General features: G+C 70.6%; 18 protein-coding genes and 1 tRNA gene. 8 read left to right on the plus strand and 11 right to left on the minus strand.

Annotated elements, in window-relative coordinates:
- Positions 1 to 15: 15 nt before the first annotated feature.
- Both dacB and K2F54_RS07680 read right to left on the minus strand, forming a co-directional pair.
- Positions 16 to 1572 (minus strand): D-alanyl-D-alanine carboxypeptidase/D-alanyl-D-alanine endopeptidase, encoded by a 1557-nt coding sequence (gene dacB, locus K2F54_RS07675; protein WP_308287570.1) that lies wholly within the window; start codon positions 1570 to 1572, stop codon positions 16 to 18.
- Positions 1573 to 1700: 128 nt separating this feature from the next.
- Complete coding sequence (locus K2F54_RS07680; protein WP_220605275.1) at positions 1701 to 2687, minus strand: Gfo/Idh/MocA family protein; 987 nt, start codon at positions 2685 to 2687, stop codon at positions 1701 to 1703.
- Positions 2688 to 2747: 60 nt separating this feature from the next.
- On the opposite strand from K2F54_RS07680, the gene K2F54_RS07685 reads away from it, so the two are divergent.
- Both K2F54_RS07685 and K2F54_RS07690 read left to right on the plus strand, forming a co-directional pair.
- Positions 2748 to 2933, plus strand: coding sequence for a multidrug transporter (locus tag K2F54_RS07685; RefSeq protein WP_220605276.1), 186 nt, complete (start codon positions 2748 to 2750; stop codon positions 2931 to 2933).
- Positions 2934 to 3002: 69 nt separating this feature from the next.
- The gene (locus K2F54_RS07690) at positions 3003 to 3353 is read left to right on the plus strand and encodes a hypothetical protein (RefSeq protein ID WP_220605277.1); all 351 of its coding nucleotides are present in this window, start codon (positions 3003 to 3005) and stop codon (positions 3351 to 3353) included.
- Positions 3354 to 3372: 19 nt separating this feature from the next.
- On the opposite strand, the gene K2F54_RS07695 is transcribed toward K2F54_RS07690, so the two are convergent.
- Positions 3373 to 4143, minus strand: coding sequence for an SGNH/GDSL hydrolase family protein (locus tag K2F54_RS07695; protein WP_220605278.1), 771 nt, complete (start codon positions 4141 to 4143; stop codon positions 3373 to 3375).
- A 242-nt stretch (positions 4144 to 4385) separates the two neighbouring features.
- Here K2F54_RS07695 and K2F54_RS07700 point away from each other — a divergent pair, with 242 nt between their 5' ends.
- The 6 genes from K2F54_RS07700 (at position 4386) to K2F54_RS07725 (ending at position 10872) form a co-directional block, all read left to right on the plus strand.
- The gene (locus tag K2F54_RS07700; protein ID WP_220605279.1) at positions 4386 to 5237 is read left to right on the plus strand and encodes a MurR/RpiR family transcriptional regulator; all 852 of its coding nucleotides are present in this window, start codon (positions 4386 to 4388) and stop codon (positions 5235 to 5237) included.
- A gap of 269 nt (positions 5238 to 5506) precedes the next feature.
- Positions 5507 to 6196 carry a tyrosine-protein phosphatase gene (locus tag K2F54_RS07705; protein WP_220605280.1) on the plus strand — a complete coding sequence of 230 codons (690 nt, stop codon included), beginning with the start codon at positions 5507 to 5509 and terminating at the stop codon, positions 6194 to 6196.
- Positions 6189 to 6995 (plus strand): metallophosphoesterase, encoded by an 807-nt coding sequence (locus K2F54_RS07710; protein ID WP_220605281.1) that lies wholly within the window; start codon positions 6189 to 6191, stop codon positions 6993 to 6995. The genes K2F54_RS07705 and K2F54_RS07710 overlap by 8 nt, the downstream gene beginning before the upstream one ends.
- An 8-nt stretch (positions 6996 to 7003) precedes the next feature.
- Positions 7004 to 8047, plus strand: coding sequence for an ABC transporter substrate-binding protein (locus tag K2F54_RS07715; RefSeq protein WP_220605282.1), 1044 nt, complete (start codon positions 7004 to 7006; stop codon positions 8045 to 8047).
- The gene (locus K2F54_RS07720; RefSeq protein ID WP_220605283.1) at positions 8031 to 9746 is read left to right on the plus strand and encodes an ABC transporter permease; all 1716 of its coding nucleotides are present in this window, start codon (positions 8031 to 8033) and stop codon (positions 9744 to 9746) included. Before K2F54_RS07715 ends, K2F54_RS07720 begins: the two co-directional genes overlap by 17 nt.
- 22 nt (positions 9747 to 9768) lie before the next feature.
- Positions 9769 to 10872: an ABC transporter ATP-binding protein gene (locus K2F54_RS07725; RefSeq protein ID WP_220605284.1), complete on the plus strand. Its 1104-nt coding sequence runs from the start codon at positions 9769 to 9771 to the stop codon at positions 10870 to 10872.
- A 50-nt stretch (positions 10873 to 10922) separates the two neighbouring features.
- Here the strand turns inward: K2F54_RS07725 and K2F54_RS07730 are convergent, their stop codons facing one another.
- From K2F54_RS07730 to topA, 8 genes are all read right to left on the minus strand, one after another.
- Positions 10923 to 11408 (minus strand): aminoacyl-tRNA deacylase, encoded by a 486-nt coding sequence (locus K2F54_RS07730; protein WP_220605285.1) that lies wholly within the window; start codon positions 11406 to 11408, stop codon positions 10923 to 10925.
- A 131-nt stretch (positions 11409 to 11539) separates the two neighbouring features.
- Positions 11540 to 11615 (minus strand) — tRNA-Thr (locus K2F54_RS07735).
- A gap of 52 nt (positions 11616 to 11667) precedes the next feature.
- The gene (locus tag K2F54_RS07740; protein ID WP_220605286.1) at positions 11668 to 12306 is read right to left on the minus strand and encodes a TetR/AcrR family transcriptional regulator; all 639 of its coding nucleotides are present in this window, start codon (positions 12304 to 12306) and stop codon (positions 11668 to 11670) included.
- Between the two features lie 3 nt (positions 12307 to 12309).
- A complete protein-coding gene (locus tag K2F54_RS07745; protein WP_220605287.1) occupies positions 12310 to 13842 on the minus strand; it encodes an alpha/beta hydrolase in 1533 nt (510 codons plus the stop codon).
- Positions 13843 to 13945: 103 nt separating this feature from the next.
- Positions 13946 to 15181 carry a DNA polymerase III subunit delta' gene (locus tag K2F54_RS07750; protein ID WP_220605288.1) on the minus strand — a complete coding sequence of 412 codons (1236 nt, stop codon included), beginning with the start codon at positions 15179 to 15181 and terminating at the stop codon, positions 13946 to 13948.
- A 310-nt stretch (positions 15182 to 15491) separates the two neighbouring features.
- Positions 15492 to 15923: a VOC family protein gene (locus K2F54_RS07755; RefSeq protein ID WP_220605289.1), complete on the minus strand. Its 432-nt coding sequence runs from the start codon at positions 15921 to 15923 to the stop codon at positions 15492 to 15494.
- A gap of 12 nt (positions 15924 to 15935) precedes the next feature.
- On the minus strand, positions 15936 to 16571 hold the full coding sequence (tmk, locus tag K2F54_RS07760; RefSeq protein WP_220605327.1) for a dTMP kinase: 636 nt from the start codon (positions 16569 to 16571) through the stop codon (positions 15936 to 15938).
- 56 nt (positions 16572 to 16627) lie between these two features.
- On the minus strand, positions 16628 to 19663 hold the full coding sequence (gene topA, locus K2F54_RS07765; protein WP_220605290.1) for a type I DNA topoisomerase: 3036 nt from the start codon (positions 19661 to 19663) through the stop codon (positions 16628 to 16630).
- Between the last annotated feature and the right edge of the window lie 83 nt (positions 19664 to 19746).

A 19746-nucleotide genomic window follows, 5' to 3' on the forward strand; every position in this document is an offset into this window, starting at 1 on the left:
CCTGTCGTTGGGATTTCAGTTGTTCGAGAGGTTGTTTCCGCAGCGGAAGAACCCCGTCGTGATGGTATCGATGGCCTGCTTCGCATTATCACCCACATCACCCAGCGCGTATACGGCGAAGGTGAGGGTGGTTCCGTCGGCGGCGGTGATAATGCCGGAGAGGGTGTAGCCGGTGTCGATCCAGCCGGTTTTCGCGAACACCGAGCCATCGGCATCCGCGTTGTCGCCGGAGAACCTGTCGCTGTAGGACAGCGAGCCACTCGGACCGCCGGCGATGGGCAGGCCGTCGAAGATCTCGCCGAGGCTGCCCTCCCTGGCGTTGATCTGCCGGAACAGTTTGGTCAGATAGGCCGGCGAGACCGCGTTGTTGTCGCTGAGGCCCGAACCGTCAGCGATGCGGATGCCGGTGGTGTCGATGCCGTACTCGGCCAGGCCGGCGAGCACGGCGGGCTGGATGGCGGCGAAGGTGTTGCCGGTGCCGGACTCGACTGCCACGAGCCGGGCGAGCATCTCGGCGACGGCGTTGTCGGAGACGATGAGTGACTGCTTGATGAGCACGCCCACCGGTTGGGACTGCACGGTGGCCAGCAGTTTCGCGTCGGCAGGGGCGGTGCCGACCGTGACGGCGGGGTCGCCGCCGAGCTCGTCGGCGAACGCGGCGCCGGCCCGGGCGATCGGGTCGTCGCTGCGCGGGGAGGTGCTGTTGTAGGCGTTGTCGCGGTCGCCGTCCACCTGCAGGGCGGTGATCAGCGGCATGTACCCCTGGGTCTGCTCCTTACGGTTCCAGCTGGGTTCCCAGGCGGGGTCGCCGAAGTAGCCGGAGTCGAGCACGACGGAGGTGATGGGGGTGTCGCCCATCGCGGCGCGGGCCTGCTCGGCGAGGGCGTCGAGGTGCGCGGCGCCCTCGTAGAACGGCTCGTCGCCGGTGAGCGTGCTCGACAGGGTGAGGTCGCCGCCGCCCACGAGCACCACCTGGCCGGGCTCGGATCCGGCGACGACGGCGGTGGTGGCCCGGTAGTCGGCGCCGAGCACGCTGAGCGCGGCGGCAGAGGTGAGCACCTTGAGCACGCTGGCGGGTCGGGATGCAGTGCTGCCGCCCCGGTCGAAGAGCACCTCGCCGGTGTCGGCGTTCACGACCTGCGCCTGGAACTCGCCGAGCCGGGAGTCCTCGGCCAGGCCGGCGACCGAGCAGGTGCGCAGCGGGCTGGCGACGGTGGAGATGGTGGGGGCCGGGCGGGCTGCTTGGGTGGGGGTTGGTGTTGGTGTTGGTGTTGGTGTTGGTGTGGCGGGCTGGGCGATGGTGGCCGGGTCAGCGCCGTCTGCCGCGGTCGTGCGGGTGCCGGATGCGTCGCCGCCGGTGGCCGCGCCCGCCCAGACGGCTCCGCTGCCGAGCAGCACGAACGTCACGACCGCGGCGATGAGCACCGTCAGCCGACGGCGCCTGCCGGGGGCGGTCGCCGCGGGCGCGGCATCCGTCGTGGCCGGCTGCGCGCCGAGGATCTCGGCCGACTGCTCGGCCGCTGCCTCGGCGGGGTCGCCCCGCTCGGGTTCAGGCCGGTCTGGTGTATCCACCCGGGCATTTTAGCGAGGGTGGATGTGCGCCCGGCCAGAAAGTGCCCGCCCCACGCGCCTCGCGGCACATGCCGCCCCATCCGTGGGGCAGGCTCGGCCAGCTCGCGCCCGCGCGGCGGCGCGCGGTGCTACTCGCCGGGGTAGACCAGGCCGATCTGGGCGCGGATCTCGTCGAGGGTCTCCATGATCTGCACGGACTCCGTCACGGTGAGCAGCTCGCTCGTGAGCAGGCCTGCCGCCACGAGACGCTCGGCCTCCAGCGCCTGCCAGTGCATGCCCCGTCCGGTGAACTCGGGCGTGCTGTACTCCTCGACGACCTCGTTGGCGGCGTTGTAGACGCGGAACGAGGTGGGCGTGTACCAGACCTCGTCGATGTCGATCCGGCCGTCGGTGCCGAGGATGCTGGCGGTGTTCGGTCCCTTGGTGTCGCTCGCGGAGATCAGCGACGCGATCTGGCCGCCGGCGTAGCGGAAGATCGTGGCGATCTGCGCATCCACCCCGGTGTCTTTGAGGGTGGCAGAGGCAAGGATCGTTTCTGGCGGGCCGAACAGGGCGGACGCGAACGACACCGGGTAGATGCCGAGGTCGAGCAGCGCGCCGCCGCCCAGCTCCAGCGCATTGATGCGGTGACTGGGGTCGTCGGGCAGGTCCTGGGTGTGGTCGGCGATCAGGCTGCGCACCTCGCCGAGGCTGCCGCCGGCGATGATGTCCCGGATGCGCCCCATGTGCGGCAGGAACCGCGTCCACATGGCCTCGAGCAGCAGCAGGTTCTTGCTCTCGGCGAGCGCCACGAGCGCCCGTGCCTCGCCGGCGTTCACCGTGATCGGCTTCTCGACCAGTACATGCTTGCCGGCCTCGAGCGCGAGGCTGGCATTGGCCGCGTGGAAGGGGTGCGGGGTGGACACATAGATGATGTCCACGTCGGGGTCCGCCACGAGAGCCTCGTAGCTCGGGTGCGCCGTGGGGATGCCGAACTCGGCGGCGAACGCATCCGCGCTGGCCTGGCTGCGGGAACCGACGGCCTGCACGGTCAGGCCGTTCTTCACCAGGTCGCCGGTGAACGCGTGGGCGATTCCGCCCGTGGCCAGGATTCCCCAGCGGAGTGCATCAGTCATGCCACGAGCCTAGCGAACCGGCACGGCGCAGCCCAGGATGCGCGTGATATTGTGCCGGTCATGACTGAAAAAGACCCCGCAGACAAGTCCTTCGACGAGAAGCGCCACGATCAGCTCACCACCGCGCCCAAGGCCGACGAGGGCGATGCCGCCCCTCGCGTGACCACGGAGAAGACCGACGACGGCGTGACCCGCATCGACATCGCCGACACCGCGGCGGTGCGCCCCGGCAAGCCCACGGAGTAGAGGGCCCGGCCAGCGAACCGTCACCCGCCGTTTGCCGCGCGGTCACCGGGCGCGCGTACGCTGGCGCCCGTGAGCGCGAATCTGCTTCTCTACCGCCGCCCGGCCCCGCACCAGCGGGCCGAGCCGAGTCCCGTCGCCCAGCCGCGCCCCGCGGATCGGGCTCAGCCCGTGGTGGCGGATGCGGCCCAGCCCGTGGTCGTTGACCAACCGCATCCGTTGGGCATCGGCCGGTCGGATGTGCCGATCACGGCCGAACGTGATCCCGCGTCGGCCGCTCCGGCGCGCTCCACTCTCGCGGTCGAGCCCGTCTTCGCCGCCCGCAACTCCCCCGTTGACCTGCTCTTTCGGGGGCTGTGGCAGCTGGTGGGCGTGTACGTGTACCTGGTGCTCGTGGTCAAGGACCGCAAGCTGCCACGCTAGCTCCGACGGCAGCAGCGGGTCAGCGGGCGCCGATGCCGGCGAGCACCCGCTCCGCGATCGCCCGGTGGCCGGCGTCGTTGACGTGCACACCATCCGTGTCGACCATCTCGGGTTCGATCACGACCGGGTCGATCAGGCTCACGTAGTCGGCGCCCACGGATGCGGCGGCGGCCTGCACCCAGCCGTCCAGCTCCGCGATCAGCGCGTTGCCGGGCTGCGCCGTCGAGGGGCCCACGGCGATGATGCGGGCCTGCGGCAGCCCCTCGCGGATGCGCGTGTAGGTCTCGTCGACGGCCGCGCGCACCGCGTCGGGGTCGGCGGCGAGCGCCGAGAGGTCGTTCTGGCCGCCGGCGATCAGCACGATATCGGGCTGCACGGCCACCACATCGGGCACCCGCTCGGGGTAGGTCGGGCAGTAGTCCAGGCCGCAGCCGCCGAGCCCGGAAGTGGTGACGAACCCGGTGCCGCCCTGGCCCTGGTTGACCTCCACCCAGCCGGCCCCGTCGGCCACGAGCGCCGACCAGCGCGTGCCCGGTTCTGATGCTCCCCAGCCCTGGGTGTAGGAGTCGCCGAGGAACACGGCGGCGGTGTCGCCGGGGGCGATGGTGGGCGTGGGGCCGGCGGTGGGCAGCAGGGTTCCGGGGGTGCTGCGTTCGGCGCCGCCCAGCACCACCGCGGCGACCAGGCCGCCCACGGCGGCCACGGCGACCACACCGGCGAGCAGCCACAGCGGCCAGCGGCGCCGGGGCACGGCGCCGGGCGGGGTGGTTCGCGCGGGCCCGGTATCCATGGCCCCAGCATAGGAGCCCTCGGCGGGTGGGCGAGCTCCCGGCAGCCCCGCACAAGCAGGACCGCGTTGCCGGCGGGCGCCCGCACCGGCCGGACCCCGCTAACTGGTCCCCGTGCGGACAATTGTGCCCGGTGTGCCGGGCGCAATTGTCCGCTTTGGCAACAGTTGCGGCGACGGATGCGCTCCGGCCACTCCGACCAGCGGACGCCTGGTGTTTCGTCGGGGTCACTATGCTGCCCTCCATGACCGACCCCGACTCCCCCTCGCCGCGGCACGTCGACGGCACCGTGCTGCTGCGCGTGCGGGCGGCGCTGCCGATGCTCGGGCCGAGCGAGCGCCGGGTCGCCCAGGCGATCCTCGACCGGCCGGGCGCCGTCACCGAGTGGTCCACGGCCGAGCTCGCCGGCGAGGCCGGCACCTCCACCGCCACGGTGGTGCGCGCCTGCCAGAACCTCGGCTTCCGCGGCTTCCAGCACCTGCGCCTGGAGGTTGCCAGGGCCGCGCCCCCGGTGGCGGCCGCGGCCGACACACATCCGCTGGCCCGCATCTTCGACGACGCCGCCGACGCCATTCGCCTGGGCCGCGACAGCGTCGACCTGGCCGCCATCGACCGGGCCGGCGACGTGCTCGCCGCCGCCCGCCGGCTCGTGCTGGTGGGCACCGGCTTCTCGGCGCCGCCGCTGCAGGATGCCGCCATGCGGTTCGCCACGCTGGGCCGCGCCGTCGAGGCGCCCAGTGACGTGCTCGGCCAGCAGTTTGCGGCCCGCTCGCTCACCGACCAAGATGCCTGCCTCACCGTGAGCTACTCGGGTGCGAACGCGCACACCCTGCGCGCCTGCCGCGCGGCCAAGGAGGGCGGCGCGGTACTGATCGCGGTGACCAGCTTCGCCAGGTCGCCGCTCACCCAGCTGGCCGACATCAGCCTGGTCACCGGTCCGGTCACCCGCACGCACGATGTGGACCCGTTCCTCAGCCGGCTGAGCCACCTGCTGGTGCTGCACGCCCTGCACACCGCACTCGACGCCCGCAGCACCGCGAGCAGCACGGCGCCCATGCGCGACGTGGTGGCCGAGGCCCTGATCGCCGACGAATAGCCCCGGGGCTGAGGACCGACATCCGATTCTTCGGAGATAGTGGAATTGATAGGACGAATTCGGCCATACGGTCCTATTTTTCGCCCTATCTCCTCACAACCGTGCGACGCCCGTGCCGGTCGGGCGGCCGACATCCCACGGATACGGGGATGCGCCGGATGTTGCCTCCGCGGTCGCCCGCCGTCTACCGCCCGTTCACTCGCCGCCAGCAACCTTGCTCTGTAACGACGTTTCATCGCAGATGAAACAACGAAATCAGACGGGACAGCATGAGCGGCATCACCATCGAAGGCACCTACAACGCCCGCTGGAGCGACGCCGGCGAACACCGGCTGGCCCGCGCCGCAGCGCTGGACGAACTGGGCCAGGGCGGCGCCGCCGCGCTGCACGAACTGGGCCTCAGCCGGGTCATCGACCTGCGTGAAGACGCCGAGCGCGGCCCGGTCGAACACGGCGTGCCCGTCGTGACGGTGCCGCTCTACCTCCTGCCAGACGGGCCGCCGCAGACCGGGTCGCTCGAGCAGGTCTACGACTTTCTGCTGCGGCAGCGCGGCACCGAACTCACCCGAGCCGTGGCCGCCATCGCCGCCGCACCCGGCCCGGTGCTCGTGCACTGCACCGCCGGCAAAGACCGCACCGGCCTGGTCATCGCCCTGGCCCTGCTCGCCGCCGGGCACAGCGAGACGGATGTCGTGGCCGACTACGCCAGGTCCACCGGCGTCGTGCGCGCCCGCCGCGCCGAACACGCCCACGCGGTGCTCGCCGGGCTCGACCTGCCCGCCGCCCTGCACCGCTCCTCCCTACGCCTGCACCTGGACAGCCCGCCCGCCGCGATGGAGCACGCCCTGCGCACCCTCGCCGCCGAGGGCGGGGCGGCGGCGTACCTGCTGCGGCACGGCCTGCCGGCCGAGCACCTGCAGGCCCTGCGCGACACTCTCCCGGCGGCCGCGCATGCGTGACCCGTTCAAGTTCAGCATCTTGCACCTCAGTGATGTGCACGCCACCGCCGGCGAGCTGCTCTACGGCCAGGTCGACGGCCTGGCCCGGCTGCGCCAGGTGGGCGATTACGTCGTCGACGCCGGCGTGACCCCCGAGGCCGTGGTGGTCACCGGCGACCTCGTGCAGCGCGGGCACTGGGCCGCGTACGACCGGGTCGATGAGGCCCTGCGCGAGCTGGGCGAGCGGGTGAACGCCCCGGTGTTCACCGTGCTGGGCAACCACGACTCCCCCGCCCAGGCCCGCCGGCTCAGCGGTCACACGGACGGGCACTACCGGGTCGTCACCGTTGGTGCACTGCGCCTGGTGCTGCTCGATTCCAGCTCCGGCATCCTCGACGCCGCGCAGCGCGCCTGGCTCAGCGAGACGCTGGCGGAACCGTTCGGGATGGGCACCGTCGTGGCCCTGCACCACGCACCGGTGCCGTCACCGTTGCCCACCCTGTCCAAGATCGGCCTGCGCGACCCGCAGCTGTTCGCCGACGCGCTGGCGACATCCGACACCCGGCTCATTCTGGCCGGGCACTACCACCACCCGATGAACGCGCTGTTCGCCGGCATCCCCGTGGCGGTGGGCCCGTCGCTGGCGTACCACCAGGTGATGAACGCCGGCCCGAGCACCGTCAGCGGCCACGACCTGGCCATGTTCTCGCTCGTGCAAGTCACCGCCGACCAGGTCAGCTGCGCCCCGATCAGCCTGCAGGCCGCGCACCCCCTCTTCTCCACTGCCGTCTCCTCCCTCACCAGCACCACAACTCGATAAGGAACCCCATGTCACGCACTACTCAGGTCGTCAGCGCCGCCACACTCGTGGCCCTCGGGCTGGCCCTTGCCGGTTGCTCCACCACCGCTGAGGCCGACAGCACGGCCGCACCGGAGGCATCCGCCGCCGAAGCACTCGCCCCGGCGACCATCACCGTGTACACCTCGGAGCCGCAGGAAAAGATCGACGCCATCGTCGCCGACTTCAACGTGGACCAGCCCGACGTCACCGTCGAGGTGTTCCGGGCCGGCACCGGCGACCTCACCGCCCGCATCGAGGCCGAGCGCACCACCGGCGACGTGCAGGCCGACATCCTGCTCGCCGCCGACTCCGCCACCTTCGAGACCTACAAGGCCGACGACCTGCTGCTGGCCTACTCCCCCGCCGACATCGAGTCGCTCAACCAGGACGTCGTCGACCCCGACGGTTTCTATGTGGGCACCCGCATCATCCCCACCGTCATCGCCTACAACACCGGCATGATCGACTCCCCGCCCACCTCCTGGGCCGACCTCACCGACACCGACTACGCCGGCCTGATCACCATGCCCAACCCGGATGTCTCCGGTGCCGCCGCGTACAACGCCGCCGTCTGGCTCGACAACGCCGACCTCGGCGACGAGTGGCTGGTCGACCTGGCCGCGAACCAGCCGGTGATCGCCGACAGCAACGGCCCGGTCTCGCAGGCCGTCGCCGCGGGCACCCAGCCCGTTGGCGTGGTGGTGGACTACCTGGTGCGCGAGCTCGCCGCCGCCGGCTCCCCCATCGAGGTGGCCTACCCCACCGAGGGTGTGCCCTACGTCTCCCAGCCGGTGGGCATCTTCGCCAACACCGACGAGCAGGCCGCCTCCGAGGCGTTCGTGGACTACCTGGTCAGCGCCGACGGCCAGGCCCTCGCGGTCGAGCAGTCCTACCTGCCGGTGCGCAACGACGTCGGCACCCCCGAGGGCGCCCCGGCCATGGACGACATCGCCATCCTCACCCCCGACCTCGACGTGATCAACGACACCAAGGCCGCTGCCGTCGCGCGGTTCAATGAGCTCTTCCAGTAAAGCCCCCGTGGCGGGCCCGGTCGTTTCCGACCGGGCCCGCTCCCGGCTTCCCCTCACCTCCTCACGGCCGTCGCCGCGAACGGATGCCCGGCGCACCGTCGCCGGCATCGACCTGCTGCGCCTGGCCCTCTGGCTGGTCTGCGCGGCCGTGGTGCTCGTGCCGCTGGGCGCCATCGTGGTGCTCGCGTTCAGCGCCAACCACCTGCCGCTGTTGCTCAGCGGCGACATCCTGCAGGCCGGCACGAACAGTCTGGTCTCGGCCGTCGCATCCGCCGCCATCGCCGTGGCGGCCGGCACCGCGCTGGCGCTGCTGCTGGACCGCACCGACCTGCGCGGCCGCCGGGTGCTGCGCCTGTTCGCGCTCACCCCGCTGCTGGTACCGCCGTTCGTGGGCGCGATCGCCTGGATCGGCATCGCGGGGCCCACCGGCCCGATCAACAAGGCCTGGACCGACTGGTTCGGCGGGCCGCTCTGGATCATCTACGGCGGCGACGGCGTGATCGCGCTGCTGGCCATCCACTCCTACCCGATCGCCTACATGATCGTGTCGGCGGCGCTGCGGCGCATCCCCACCGACCTCGAGCAGGCGGCCCGCATCTCGGGCGCCTCCGCGGTGCGGGCGGTGCGCACCATCACCCTGCCCCTGCTCAAGCCGGCGATGCTGTCGGCGTTCATCCTGATCGCGGTGGGTAACCTGGCCGATTTCGGCATCCCCTCGATCATCGGCCTGCCCGAACGGTATGTGACCCTGTCCACCCTGATCTACCGGTACATCCAGTCGGGCACGGTGGAGTCGCCGCTCGAGGTGATCGCCACCATCGGCGTGGTGCTGCTGGTCGTGGCGGCGCTGGCGATGGTGGTGGACCTGCTGGTCTCCCGGTCCCGCTGGGAGCTGGACGACTCCGCCTCCGCCGTGCAGCTGCTGCCGCTGGGTGTGGCGCGGCTGCCGCTCACCGTGGGCACCTGGCTGGTGGTGCTGGCGATCACACTGCTGCCGCTTCTGGCCCTGCTCAGCCAGGCGTTGCTGCCGGCGCCCGGGGTACCGCTGACCTGGGCGAACCTCACGCTGGACAACATTGTGCGGGCCACCAGCGCACCGTCCACCCTGGTCGGCGCGACCAACTCTGTGCTGCTGTCGGTGCTCGCCGGCGTGATCTGCGGGGTGCTCGGCCTGGCCATCGGCACCGTCGTCACCCGCACCCGGGCGCGTTCGAACACGGCGCTGAAGACCGTGGCGATGCTGCCGCAGGCCATCCCCGGCCTGGTCATCGCGGTCGGCTGGCTCGTCATCGCCCCGCGGATCGGCCTGTTCAACACCCCCTGGTTAATCCTCTGCGCCTACGTGATGGCGTTCATCGCGATCGTGGTGCAGTCGGTGAGCGCGCCGCTGTCGGCCACCCCGATGACGGCCGAGGAGGCCGCCCGTATCTCCGGGGCGAGCCGGCTACGCGCCCTGTTCGACATCTCCTGGCGCATGGCCGTGCCCGCCGCCATCGCCGGCAGCGTGCTGGTCGTGCTCACCGCGGTGCGCGAGCTGACCATCTCGGTGCTGCTGCTGGCCCCGGGCGCGCAGACCCTGGGCGTGAACATATTCAGCTTGCAACAGGCCGGGGCGTACAACGCCGCATCGGCTCTCTCGCTCATCATCACCCTGGTGGGGTTGGCCGGCCTCGGCCTGGCCGCCCGCCGGGACCGCTAGTCGCGTTACGTAAAGGATTCTTATGTCATCTGTCACCCTCACGGATGTGGGCCTCGTCTACCCGAATGGAACCGTCGGTCTGGAAGGCATCAACCTGGCCATCGCGGACGGCGAGTTCGTGGCCCTGGTCGGGCCGTCCGGCTCGGGCAAGACCACGTTGCTGCGCGCGATCGCCGGGTTCCTGGCGCCCAGCTCCGGGTCGATCTCTCTCGACGACACCGTCGTGGCCGACTCCCGCCGCTCGGTGGAGCCGGAGAAGCGCGGGCTGGGCATGGTGTTCCAGCAGCACGCGGTCTGGCCGCACTGGAGCGTGGAGCGCAACATCGCCTATCCGCTGGTGCTGGCGAAGGTGCCGCGGGCCGAGCGGGCCGCCCGGGTGGCCGAGGTGATGGCGCTGGTGGGCCTGGCCGGCTTCGGTAAGCGCAACCCGGCCACGCTCTCGGGCGGGCAGCGCCAGCGGGTGGCGTTGGCCCGGGCGATCGTGGGCCGCCCGCGGGTGCTGCTGCTCGACGAGGCGCTCTCGGCGCTGGACGAACCGCTGCGCGACAGCCTGCGGCTGGAGCTGCAGTCGCTCACCCGGTCGATCGGGCTCACCGTGGTGCACGTCACCCACGACCGCGCCGAGGCCCTGGCGTTGGCCGACCGTATCGTGGTGCTCGATGGCGGCCGCATCCAGCAGGTCGGCAGCCCGGTGGAGCTGGTCACCCGGCCGGTGACCGCCGCGGTGGCCCGGTTCCTCTCCGACGCCACGCTGTTCACCGGCCGGCGGGACGCGTCCGGGTTCGTGGCCGACGGGCATCCGTGCGCGGTGCCGACCGAGTGGATCGAGACAGGCGGCGTTGGGGGTCACGGGACGGGCACCCTGGCCGTGTTACCCGAAGACGTGGCCCTGCGGCCGGGCACCGGGGCTGCGACGGATGCCGTGGTGACGTCGTCGCTCTACGGCCGGGCGAGCAACGACGTGATCGTGCAGTGGCAGGGGGTCGCCGTGCGCTCCCGGGTGCCCGGCCGCCGCTACCTGGTGGGCGAGCGCGTGGTCGTGGAGATCGGCCGGGCGATGTTCTACGAGGCGGAGGCGAACGAGGGTGCACTGCCCGTGGCATCCGTGCCGGTCACCGCGCGCTGACCCCGACTCCGGCCCCGGGCGCCGGCTCCCGAGGCGTTCTCACGGCCGGATCAAGCGCGCGGCTTGAGCTCGTCGGTGATGTCGGCGACCGTAGCCCCGTAGGCGCTGAGGAGCGCGTCCGCGTCGACGAACGCCGAGTAGCCATGCTCCCCCGCGCCCATGGCTACCCGGGTGCCGCGCATCCGTTCGTCGGCGAACACCGGCCAGTCGGTGCTGCTGCCCAGCGGCGTGATGGTGCCGCGGCTGTAGCCGGTGGCGGCCAGGGCCAGGTCTTCGTGCGGCAGCGAGAGCTTGTTCACGCCCACGAGCGCGCGCAGCTTGGCCCAGCTGATCTGCCGGTCGCCGGGCACAAGCACGAAGATGTAGTCGCCGTCGTGGCGCTTCACCACGAGCGACTTGACGATGCCACTGGGCTCGAGGCCGAGCAGCCGGGCGGCGCTTTCGAGGCTGTCGGCGGCGGGGCGCTCGACGATGTCGATCTCGAGTCTGCGCGCTCGCGCATCCGTTGCAACCCGTTCGCGCCCTGTGTCAGTCATACCTGAGTCAACCACGCGGGCGTGCGCCGTATTTCACCGCCCAGCGGATGCGCGTGGCCCCCGGCGCCGGACGGATCACGAGGTCTCGACAGGCTCGACCAGCGACGTGGGCCGGGACCAGGAAGAAAGAATGGGGCCGCCTATCAGAATCGAACTGATGACCTATTCATTACGAGTGAATCGCTCTACCAACTGAGCTAAGGCGGCGTGAGACCGAAGACTTCCTTGCGAAAGACGCGCGGTGACACAGCAGCCAAGCTTACTCGATCGGGGCGGTCACGGTGTACAGCTCGCGGAACGACTTCGCGACCCAGGCCGAGAGCGTGCTGCAGTCATCCGCTTCGGCCCAACAGCGCCAGGCGTGCCGGGTGGCGGCCATGGCCACGAGGGTGAAGAGCAGCGCCCGCTGGGACAGGGCCCGGGGGTCCTCGGCGAGGCGGGGGTCATCGGCCGCGAACCGGCGCTCGACGATGTGCTGCAGTCCGGCTTCGAAGTTGCGCAGGGTCGCCATGCGCATGGTGAAGAGGTAGCTGTTGTCTTTCATCACCGCGCGGCGCAGCTCGTGGATCTCACGGTCGCCGTCGGTGTTGGCCAGGCTCAGGCCGATGAGGGTGGCCAGGTCGGCCAGCACGTCACCGTCTGGCCCGGCGGCGACGAACCGTTCGATGTCGGTGTCGCAGGCCAGCTCGAGCTCGTCGCCGACCAGGGCGGCATCCTTCGACCCGAAGTAGTTGAAGAAGGTGCGCGGTGAAATGTCTGCCCATCGGCTGATTTCCTCCACGGTGACCTTGTCGATCCCCCGATGCGAGCAGAGCGTGAGCACGGCGCGCTGAATCTGCCGGCGCGTCTCCAGCCGCTTGCGTTCCCGTAGGCCCAATTCGTGCGGATGCGCGCCCATACGTCAGCACATCGGGTCTGTCGCGGGAACGGTGCCGTCGATCAGGTAGTTGTTGACGGCGTCGTTCACGCAGGAGTTGGACTTGTTGTATGCGGTGTGACCCTCGCCCTCGTAGGTGACCAGCTGGCCGCTGTCGAGCTGCTCGGCCAGGTTCTCGGCCCAGACGTACGGGGTGGCGGGGTCGTTGGTGGTGCCCACGACCAGGATCGGGGCGGCCCCGGCGGCGTGGATCTCCTCCCGCTCGCCGGTGAAGGCGTACGGCCAGTTGGCGCAGGAGATGTCGCCGTAGGCCATGTAGGTGCCGATGGTGGGCGCCAGCGCCTCGATCTCGGCGGCCTGCGCGCGCATGGCGGCCGGGTCGTCGTCGTATGCGTAGTCCACGCAGTTGATGGCCATGAATGCCTCGGTGGAGTTGTCGGCGTAGGTGCCGTCGGCGTTCCGACCGTTGTACGCGTCGGCGAACTGCATCGCGCCATCCGCGCTGCCCTGCAGCACGGTGTCGAACATGTCGCTGAGGTACTGCCAGGCGGTGGCCTGGTAGAGCGGGTAGATGATGGCGGTGAGCAGCGCGTTGGCGCCGAGCTGGCGGCCATCCGTGGCGGTGATCGGGTTGGCGTCGACCGAGTCGAGCAGCGCCCGGATGGTGCCCATGGCGTCGTCGACGGTGCCGTCGAAGGGGCATTCGGTGCCGGCGAGGCAGTCGGTGAGGTAGGCGCGCAGGGCGCTCTCGAAGCCCTGCGCCTGGGTGGCGGTGACCTCGAAGTTGCTGGTGGCGGGGTCCAGGGCACCGTCGAGCACGAGCCGGCCGACCTTGTCGGGGTACATCTCGGCATAGGTGGCGCCGAGGAAGGTGCCGTAGGAGAAGCCGAGGTAGTTGAGCTGCTCGTCGCCGAGGATGGCGCGGAGCAGGTCGAGGTCGCGGGCGGCACTCTCGGTGTCGACCTCGCCCAGCAGGGCGCCGGTCTGCTCGGCGCAGGCGGTGGCGAAGCCGATGGCGCTGGCTTCCTGCTCCTGAATCCAGGCATCCGTGCCGCGGTCGGCCTCGGTGAGCCCGTACAGGTACTGGTCCATCTCGGCCGGGTCGTAGCAGGCCACCGGGCTGGAGCGGCCGACACCGCGGGGGTCGAAGCCGACGATGTCGAAGCGCGCCTGCAGGGCGGCATCCGTGGCGAAATCGACGGAGTCCTTGACGAAGTCGTAGCCGGACCCGCCCGGACCGCCCGGGTTCAGCAGCAACGAGCCGATACGATCCCCGGTGGCGGGCTGGCGCACCAGGGCGAGGTCGATGTCGCCGGCCGCCGGGTCGTCCCAGTCCAGCGGAGCCGAGGCGGTGCTGCACTGCATGCCGTCGTCGCAGTCGGTCCAGTCGAGCACCTGGCTGTAGAACGGGTCGAGCTCGGTCTCCACCTCTTCGCCGGTGGGCGTGGAGGTGGACGGGGCCGGCTGCGGCACGAACCAGGGCGTGCAGGCGCTGAGGCCGAGCGTCACTGCCACCGCGGCCGCTACGGTCGTGAATACGCGAGTGCGCTTGGTCACAGGGTTCCTCTTCTCTGCTCAGGCGTTCTGTGCTGTGCCGTGTTCTGCTCTGCCGTTCTGTGCTGCAGGATGCGCCGCACCGTTGACGCGGTCACCGTCGGCGTCATCGTCGGATCATGGAGACCAGCATTGCCTCCAGCGCCAGGGCGGGTGCCACGTTGGCCTCGATGCGCTGGCGGGCCAGCGCGATCGCATCCATCGTGGCCACCGTCGCCGCCGGACCGCACGCGGCCGCGGCCTGGCGCAGTTCGCTGGTGAGTTCACGGTTGATGATGGTGTTCTCGCGGCCGAGCTGCACCATCATCACGTCGCGGTAGAGCGAGGTGAGGTCGACCAGGATGCGGTCGATGCCGTCACGCAGGCTGCGGGTGGCGCGGCGTTTCTGGTCGTCTTCGAGGTTCTTGATCTGGCCGCGGAGGGCGGGCGGCACCGACTGGCCGGGCTCCACACCGAGGGAGCGCAGCACGCCCTCCCGTTCGGTCGCGTCGCGCTCGAGGGTGATGGCCTTGGCGTCGTCGCCGGCGATCGCCAGCAGCCGGGCGGCGGCGTTCACCGCCTTGGAGATGCCGGTGAGCCCGAGCGCCGCGCGCAGGGTTTCCTCCCGGCGGGCGCGGGCCTCGGCGTTGGTGGCGAGCCTCAGGGCCATGCCGATGTGGCTCTGCGCCTGGCGGGCGGCCTGTTCGGCCACGCCCGGGTCGACGCCGGTGCGACGGATGAGCAGGGCCGCGACGTCATCGATGCTCGGCACCCGTAGGCGCACGGTGCGCACCCGGGAGCGGATGGTGGGCAGCAGGTCGGCCTCGCTGGGCGCGCAGAGGATCCACACGGTGCGCTCCGGCGGTTCCTCCAGGGCCTTGAGCAGCACGTTGGAGGTGCGCTCGACCATGCGGTCGGCGTCTTCGACCACGACCACCCGGTACCGGCCCACCGACGGGGAGTACTGCGACCGGGCCACGGCCTCCTTGACGGAGTCCATCTTGATGATGACGCCCTCGGTGCTGAGCACGGTGAGGTCGGGGTGGGTGCGGGCGTCGACGAGCTTCTTGGTGGTCTCGTCACCCTGCGGGGTGCCGGGGCTGAGCAGCGCGGTCGCGAACGCGAACGCCAGGTTGGACCGCCCGGACCCGGGCGGCCCGGTGATGAGCCAGGCGTGGGTCATCGAGTCGGAGGTGCTGGGGGTGGCGGCGCTGGGGGTGGCGGTGCTCGCGGGGGCGCCGGGGGCGGCATCCGTGGCCGTGTCGGGGCGCTCGAGTGTGGCGACCGCTCCCGGGCGCTCAGCGGCGGCGCGGAAGATGGCGATCGCGTCTGCTTGACCCGTCAGGTCATCCCACACTGCCATTCGTCAAGGGTACCCGCAGCCGGTGACACCGGGGTGCGCCCGCCCCCAGACGCCGAGTTGCCAGTTGCGGCCCCTTGGATGCCCGTGAAGGGGCCGCAACTGCCCTTTCGCGGATGCGCCGGCCGGGTGGGAGGTCGCCCCACCCACCGAGAGGACAGTTGCGGCCAGTCCAGCGCCCAACAACGGGCCTCAACTGTCCTCTCGCGGGCATCCGATCCCGCGAGAGGACAGTTGCGGCCAGTGGAGCGCCCAGCAACTGGCCCCAACTGCCCTCTCGCGGTCCTGCGACGGGGGGATGCGACGGGCGGGCTCAGCCGAAGCTGACGGCGCCGTCGACGCCGATTTGCCAGCCGGGGTTGTGCGCGATCTCCCAGATGATGCCGCCCGGGGCCTGCACATGAGCGTGGAAGATACCGCCGAAAGCACCCGGCTGAGGGTCCTTGAGCACGGTGCCACCGGCGCCGGCCATGGCGGCGACGACAGCGTGCACCTCGTCGGGACTCTCCACGTTGTGGGACAGCGTCACCCCCGACACGACCGAGTGGGCCGGCCCGGTGCCGAGGTCTTGCGCAAACTTCTCGACGTCGAAGAGGCCGAGCACGGCACCGGGAGCCACCTGGAAGAAGATGATCTCACCGGGCACGTCGACCAGCGGCACCCAGCCCAGGGCGGCGACGTAGAACGCACGCGCCACATCCAGGTCGGGTGTGGCGACGGTGACGAAGTGCACGTTCTGCTTCATAACAAGCTGCTGTCAGTCGAGCGAGAGCCCGAGCAGGGCGGCGACGCGGGCGCGGATCAGCGCGGCCAGTTCGTCGACCGGCAGCGACGCATCCAGCACCAGAAAGCGCTCGGGCTCGGCCGCGGCCAGCTCGAGGAACGCGGCCCGCACGCGGGCGTGGAACTCGTTCTTCTCGGCCTCGAGCCGGTCGAAGCGCTTGTTGGCGGCATTGAGGCGGGTGCGCGCCGCGGTTTCGTCGAGGTCGAGCAGCAGCGTGAGGTGCGGCAGCAGGCCCTCGGCCGCCCAGAGCGAGAGGTCGCGCACCTCGGGTGCGCCGAGCACCCGCCCGGCACCCTGATAGGCGACGGATGAGTCGAGGTAACGGTCCTGAATGACAACCTCGCCGCGAGCGAGCGCCGGGCGCACCTTCGTGGCGATGTGCTGTGCCCGGTCGGCGGCGTACAGCAGCGCTTCCGCGCGCGGGGAGACCTCGCCGCGGTGGTGCAGCACGATCTCCCGAATCTCCACGCCCACCTCGGTGCCGCCGGGCTCGCGGGTGCGCACCACGGTGCGCCCCAGGGCCTGCAACCACTCCCCCAGCAGCGCAGCCTGGGTGCTCTTGCCCGACCCGTCGCCACCCTCGAGGGTGATGAACAGGCCGGGCGTCACGGCATCCGTCGCACCGGACGCCGAAGCGTCGGGCACGGCCGGGGTCACCGCATCCGTCACGACTGCGAGGCCGCCTGGGCCGCCTTCGCTGCCGCGGTGGCCGCACGGGTGGCGGCCGCCTTTGCGGCGGTGGCCGCCTTCTGCTCCGGGGTGCGCTCGGCGCGCACGGTGGGCGTGGCGGTGGAGGTGCCGGTCTTCTTGGCCGGAGCCCGCTTGGCGGCGGTCTTGGTGACCGCGCCCACCTTCTTGACCGGAGCCTTCTTGGCGGTGGGCTTCTTCGCGGCCGGCTTCTTGGCCGGCGCCTTCTTCGCGGCGCCGCGCTTGACAACCGGGCCCTTGGCGCGCTTGTCGGCGAGCAGCTGCACGGCGCGCTCGTAGTCGACCTCTTCGACACTCTCGGCCTTGGGGATGGTGGCGTTGGTGATGCCATCGGTCACATAGGCGCCGAACCGGCCGTCCTTGATCTTGATGGCCTTGCCGCTCTCCGGGTCGGGCTCTTCGAAGTCCTTGAGCGCGCTGGAGGCACGGCGGGCGCCGTACTTGGGCTGGTTGTACAGCTCCACGGCACCGGCCAGGTCGATCTCGAAGATCTGGTCCTCGCTGGTGAGCGAACGGGTGTCGACGCCCTTCTTGAGGTACGGGCCGAACTTGCCGTTCTGGGCGAGGATCTCGGTCTGCGTCTCCGGGTCCAGGCCCACCACGCGCGGCAGGTTCAGCAGCGCCAGCGCGGTGTCGAGGTCCACGGTGGCCAGGTCCATCGACTTGAACAGCGACGCCGTGCGCGGCTTCACCGCGGCGGCGGCCTTCTTGGCCGGGGCCTTCTTCTTGGGCTTGACGGCGGCAGCGGATGCGCCGGTTGCGGCGGCGGCCGGCGCTGCGGCATCCGCCAGCGAGGTGACCTCACCGGTGAGCGGGTCGACGGTCTCGCCGGGGCCGTCGGTGTCGGCCGGCGGCTCGAGCTCGGTCACGTAGGGGCCGAACCGGCCGTCCTTGGCGACGATCTCCTTGCCGTTGTCGGGGTTCACGCCGATGACCCGGTCGGTGACGACGGGGGCGTCCACGAGTTCACGGGCCTTGGCCGGGGTGAGCTCGTCCGGTGCCAGGTCCGGCGGGATGTTCACCCGGCGGGGCGTGACATCCGGGCCCGCGCTCGGGTCGACGACCTCGAGGTAGGGGCCGTACTTGCCGATGCGCAGGGTGATGTCGTCGACGATGTGGATCGAGTTGATCGTCTTCGCGTCGATCTCGCCGAGGTTGTCGACGACCTGGCGCAGGCCGCGGTGCTTCTCTGAGCCGAAGTAGAAGCTGGTCAGCCAGTCCACCCGGTCGGCGGTGCCACCGGCGATGCGGTCGAGGTCGTCCTCCATCTCGGCGGTGAAGTCGTACTCCACCAGGTCGGAGAAGAATTCCTCGAGCAGCCGCACCACCGAGAAGGCGATCCAGTTGGGTACGAGGGCCTGGCCGCGCGGGGTGACGTAGCCGCGGTCGGCGATGGTGGAGATGATCGACGCGTACGTGGACGGACGGCCGATGCCGAGCTCTTCGAGCTTCTTCACCAGGCTGGCCTCGGTGTAGCGGGCGGCCGGGCTGGTCTCGTGGCCCTTGGCCTCCACCTCGACGAGGGTCAGCGTCTGGCCCTCCTCCAGCGGCGGCAGCTTCGACTCGGTGGGGTCGGTGGGCGCGTTGCGCTCCTCGTCCCTGGACTCCTCGTAGGCGAGCATGAAGCCGCGGAAGGTGATGACGGTGCCGCTGGCGGCGAACTCGGCGAGCGCCTCGGAGGCGGCCGGGTGCGCCGCGGTGCCGGTGGGGCCCGCGGCGATGGTGACCGACGCGGTGGAACCGGTGGCGTCGGCCATCTGACTGGCGACGGTGCGCTTCCAGATCAGGTCGTAGAGCTTGAAGTCGTTGCCGCGCAGCGAGCTGGACAGCGACGACGGGGTGCGGAAGGTGTCGCCGGACGGGCGGATAGCCTCGTGCGCCTCCTGCGCGTTCTTGCTCTTGCCCTTGTACAGGCGCGGGTTCTCTGGCACGGTCTCGGCGCCGTACAGCGACGCGGCCTGCTTGCGGGCGGCGCTGATGGCCTGCTGCGACAGCGACGGCGAGTCGGTACGCATATAGGTGATGTAGCCGTTTTCGTACAGCGACTGCGCCACGCTCATGGTCTGCCTGGCGGTGAAGCGGAGCTTCCGCGCCGCCTCCTGCTGCAGGGTGGAGGTGGTGAACGGCGCGGCGGGGCTGCGACGGTAGGGCTTGGAGGCGACCTTGGTGACGGTGATCGGCACGCCGGGCACCTTGAGCGCGTCGGCGAGGGCGAGAGCGGATGCCTCGTCGAGCGTGGCCGCGACGAGCTTGGGCTTGAGCTTGCCGGTGTCGTCGAAGTCGCTGCCGGTGGCGATGCGTTCGCCGCCGAGACGCACGAGCTTGGACTGGAAGCCGTTCTCGCCGTTGGCGCCGGGGGCGAGCTGGGCGATGAGGTCCCAGTAGCCGGCGGCGACGAACGCGAGGCGTTCGCGTTCGCGGTCGACGACGAGGCGGGTGGCAGCGGACTGCACTCGGCCGGCGGACAGGCCGGGGCCGACCTTGCGCCAGAGCACGGGCGAGATCTCGTAGCCGTAGATGCGGTCGAGGATGCGTCGGGTCTCCTGCGCATCCACCAGGGCGGTGTCGAGGTCTCGGGTGTTGTTGGTGGCCGCGATGATGGCGTCCTTGGTGATCTCGTGGAACACCATCCGCTTGACCGGAACCTTGGGCTGGAGGACCTGCAGCAGGTGCCAGGCAATGGCCTCGCCTTCGCGGTCCTCATCAGTTGCGAGGAGGAGTTCGTCGGCGTTCTTCAGAGCTCGCTTGAGGTCGCTGACGGTTTTCTTCTTGGCGTCGGAGACCACGTAGTACGGTTCAAACCCGTTGTCCACGTCGACCGAGAACTTGCCCAGCGGGCCCTTCTTCAGTTCCGGCGGCAGATTCTTGGGCTCGATCAGGTCTCGGATGTGACCGACCGACGACAAAACCTCGTATCCGTCGCCCAAATAGGCGGCGATCGACTTCATCTTGGTCGGTGACTCGACAATGACCAGCTTCTTAGTGCCTGGCACCAGACTCCTCTTTATAGGTAACGGTCGGTGTAACGACCAAGCCACACCATACACACAGGAATCGAGTGTGTGCCCATCGAGCC

This window comes from Cryobacterium inferilacus (genome assembly GCF_019599185.1).
Lineage (GTDB): Bacteria > Actinomycetota > Actinomycetes > Actinomycetales > Microbacteriaceae > Cryobacterium > Cryobacterium inferilacus.

Excerpts from the sequence above, each read along its gene's own strand:
- K2F54_RS07680 (WP_220605275.1), bottom strand. The coding sequence starts at position 2,687 with ATGACTGATGCACTCCGCTGGGGAATCCTGGCCACGGGCGGAATCGCC.
- K2F54_RS07685 (WP_220605276.1), top strand. The coding sequence starts at position 2,748 with ATGACTGAAAAAGACCCCGCAGACAAGTCCTTCGACGAGAAGCGCCAC.
- K2F54_RS07695 (WP_220605278.1), bottom strand. The coding sequence starts at position 4,143 with ATGGATACCGGGCCCGCGCGAACCACCCCGCCCGGCGCCGTGCCCCGG.
- K2F54_RS07700 (WP_220605279.1), top strand. The coding sequence starts at position 4,386 with ATGACCGACCCCGACTCCCCCTCGCCGCGGCACGTCGACGGCACCGTG.
- K2F54_RS07705 (WP_220605280.1), top strand. The coding sequence starts at position 5,507 with ATGAGCGGCATCACCATCGAAGGCACCTACAACGCCCGCTGGAGCGAC.
- K2F54_RS07710 (WP_220605281.1), top strand. The coding sequence starts at position 6,189 with ATGCGTGACCCGTTCAAGTTCAGCATCTTGCACCTCAGTGATGTGCAC.
- K2F54_RS07715 (WP_220605282.1), top strand. The coding sequence starts at position 7,004 with ATGTCACGCACTACTCAGGTCGTCAGCGCCGCCACACTCGTGGCCCTC.
- K2F54_RS07720 (WP_220605283.1), top strand. The coding sequence starts at position 8,031 with ATGAGCTCTTCCAGTAAAGCCCCCGTGGCGGGCCCGGTCGTTTCCGAC.
- K2F54_RS07725 (WP_220605284.1), top strand. The coding sequence starts at position 9,769 with ATGTCATCTGTCACCCTCACGGATGTGGGCCTCGTCTACCCGAATGGA.
- K2F54_RS07730 (WP_220605285.1), bottom strand. The coding sequence starts at position 11,408 with ATGACTGACACAGGGCGCGAACGGGTTGCAACGGATGCGCGAGCGCGC.
- K2F54_RS07740 (WP_220605286.1), bottom strand. The coding sequence starts at position 12,306 with ATGGGCGCGCATCCGCACGAATTGGGCCTACGGGAACGCAAGCGGCTG.
- K2F54_RS07750 (WP_220605288.1), bottom strand. The coding sequence starts at position 15,181 with ATGGCAGTGTGGGATGACCTGACGGGTCAAGCAGACGCGATCGCCATC.
- K2F54_RS07755 (WP_220605289.1), bottom strand. The coding sequence starts at position 15,923 with ATGAAGCAGAACGTGCACTTCGTCACCGTCGCCACACCCGACCTGGAT.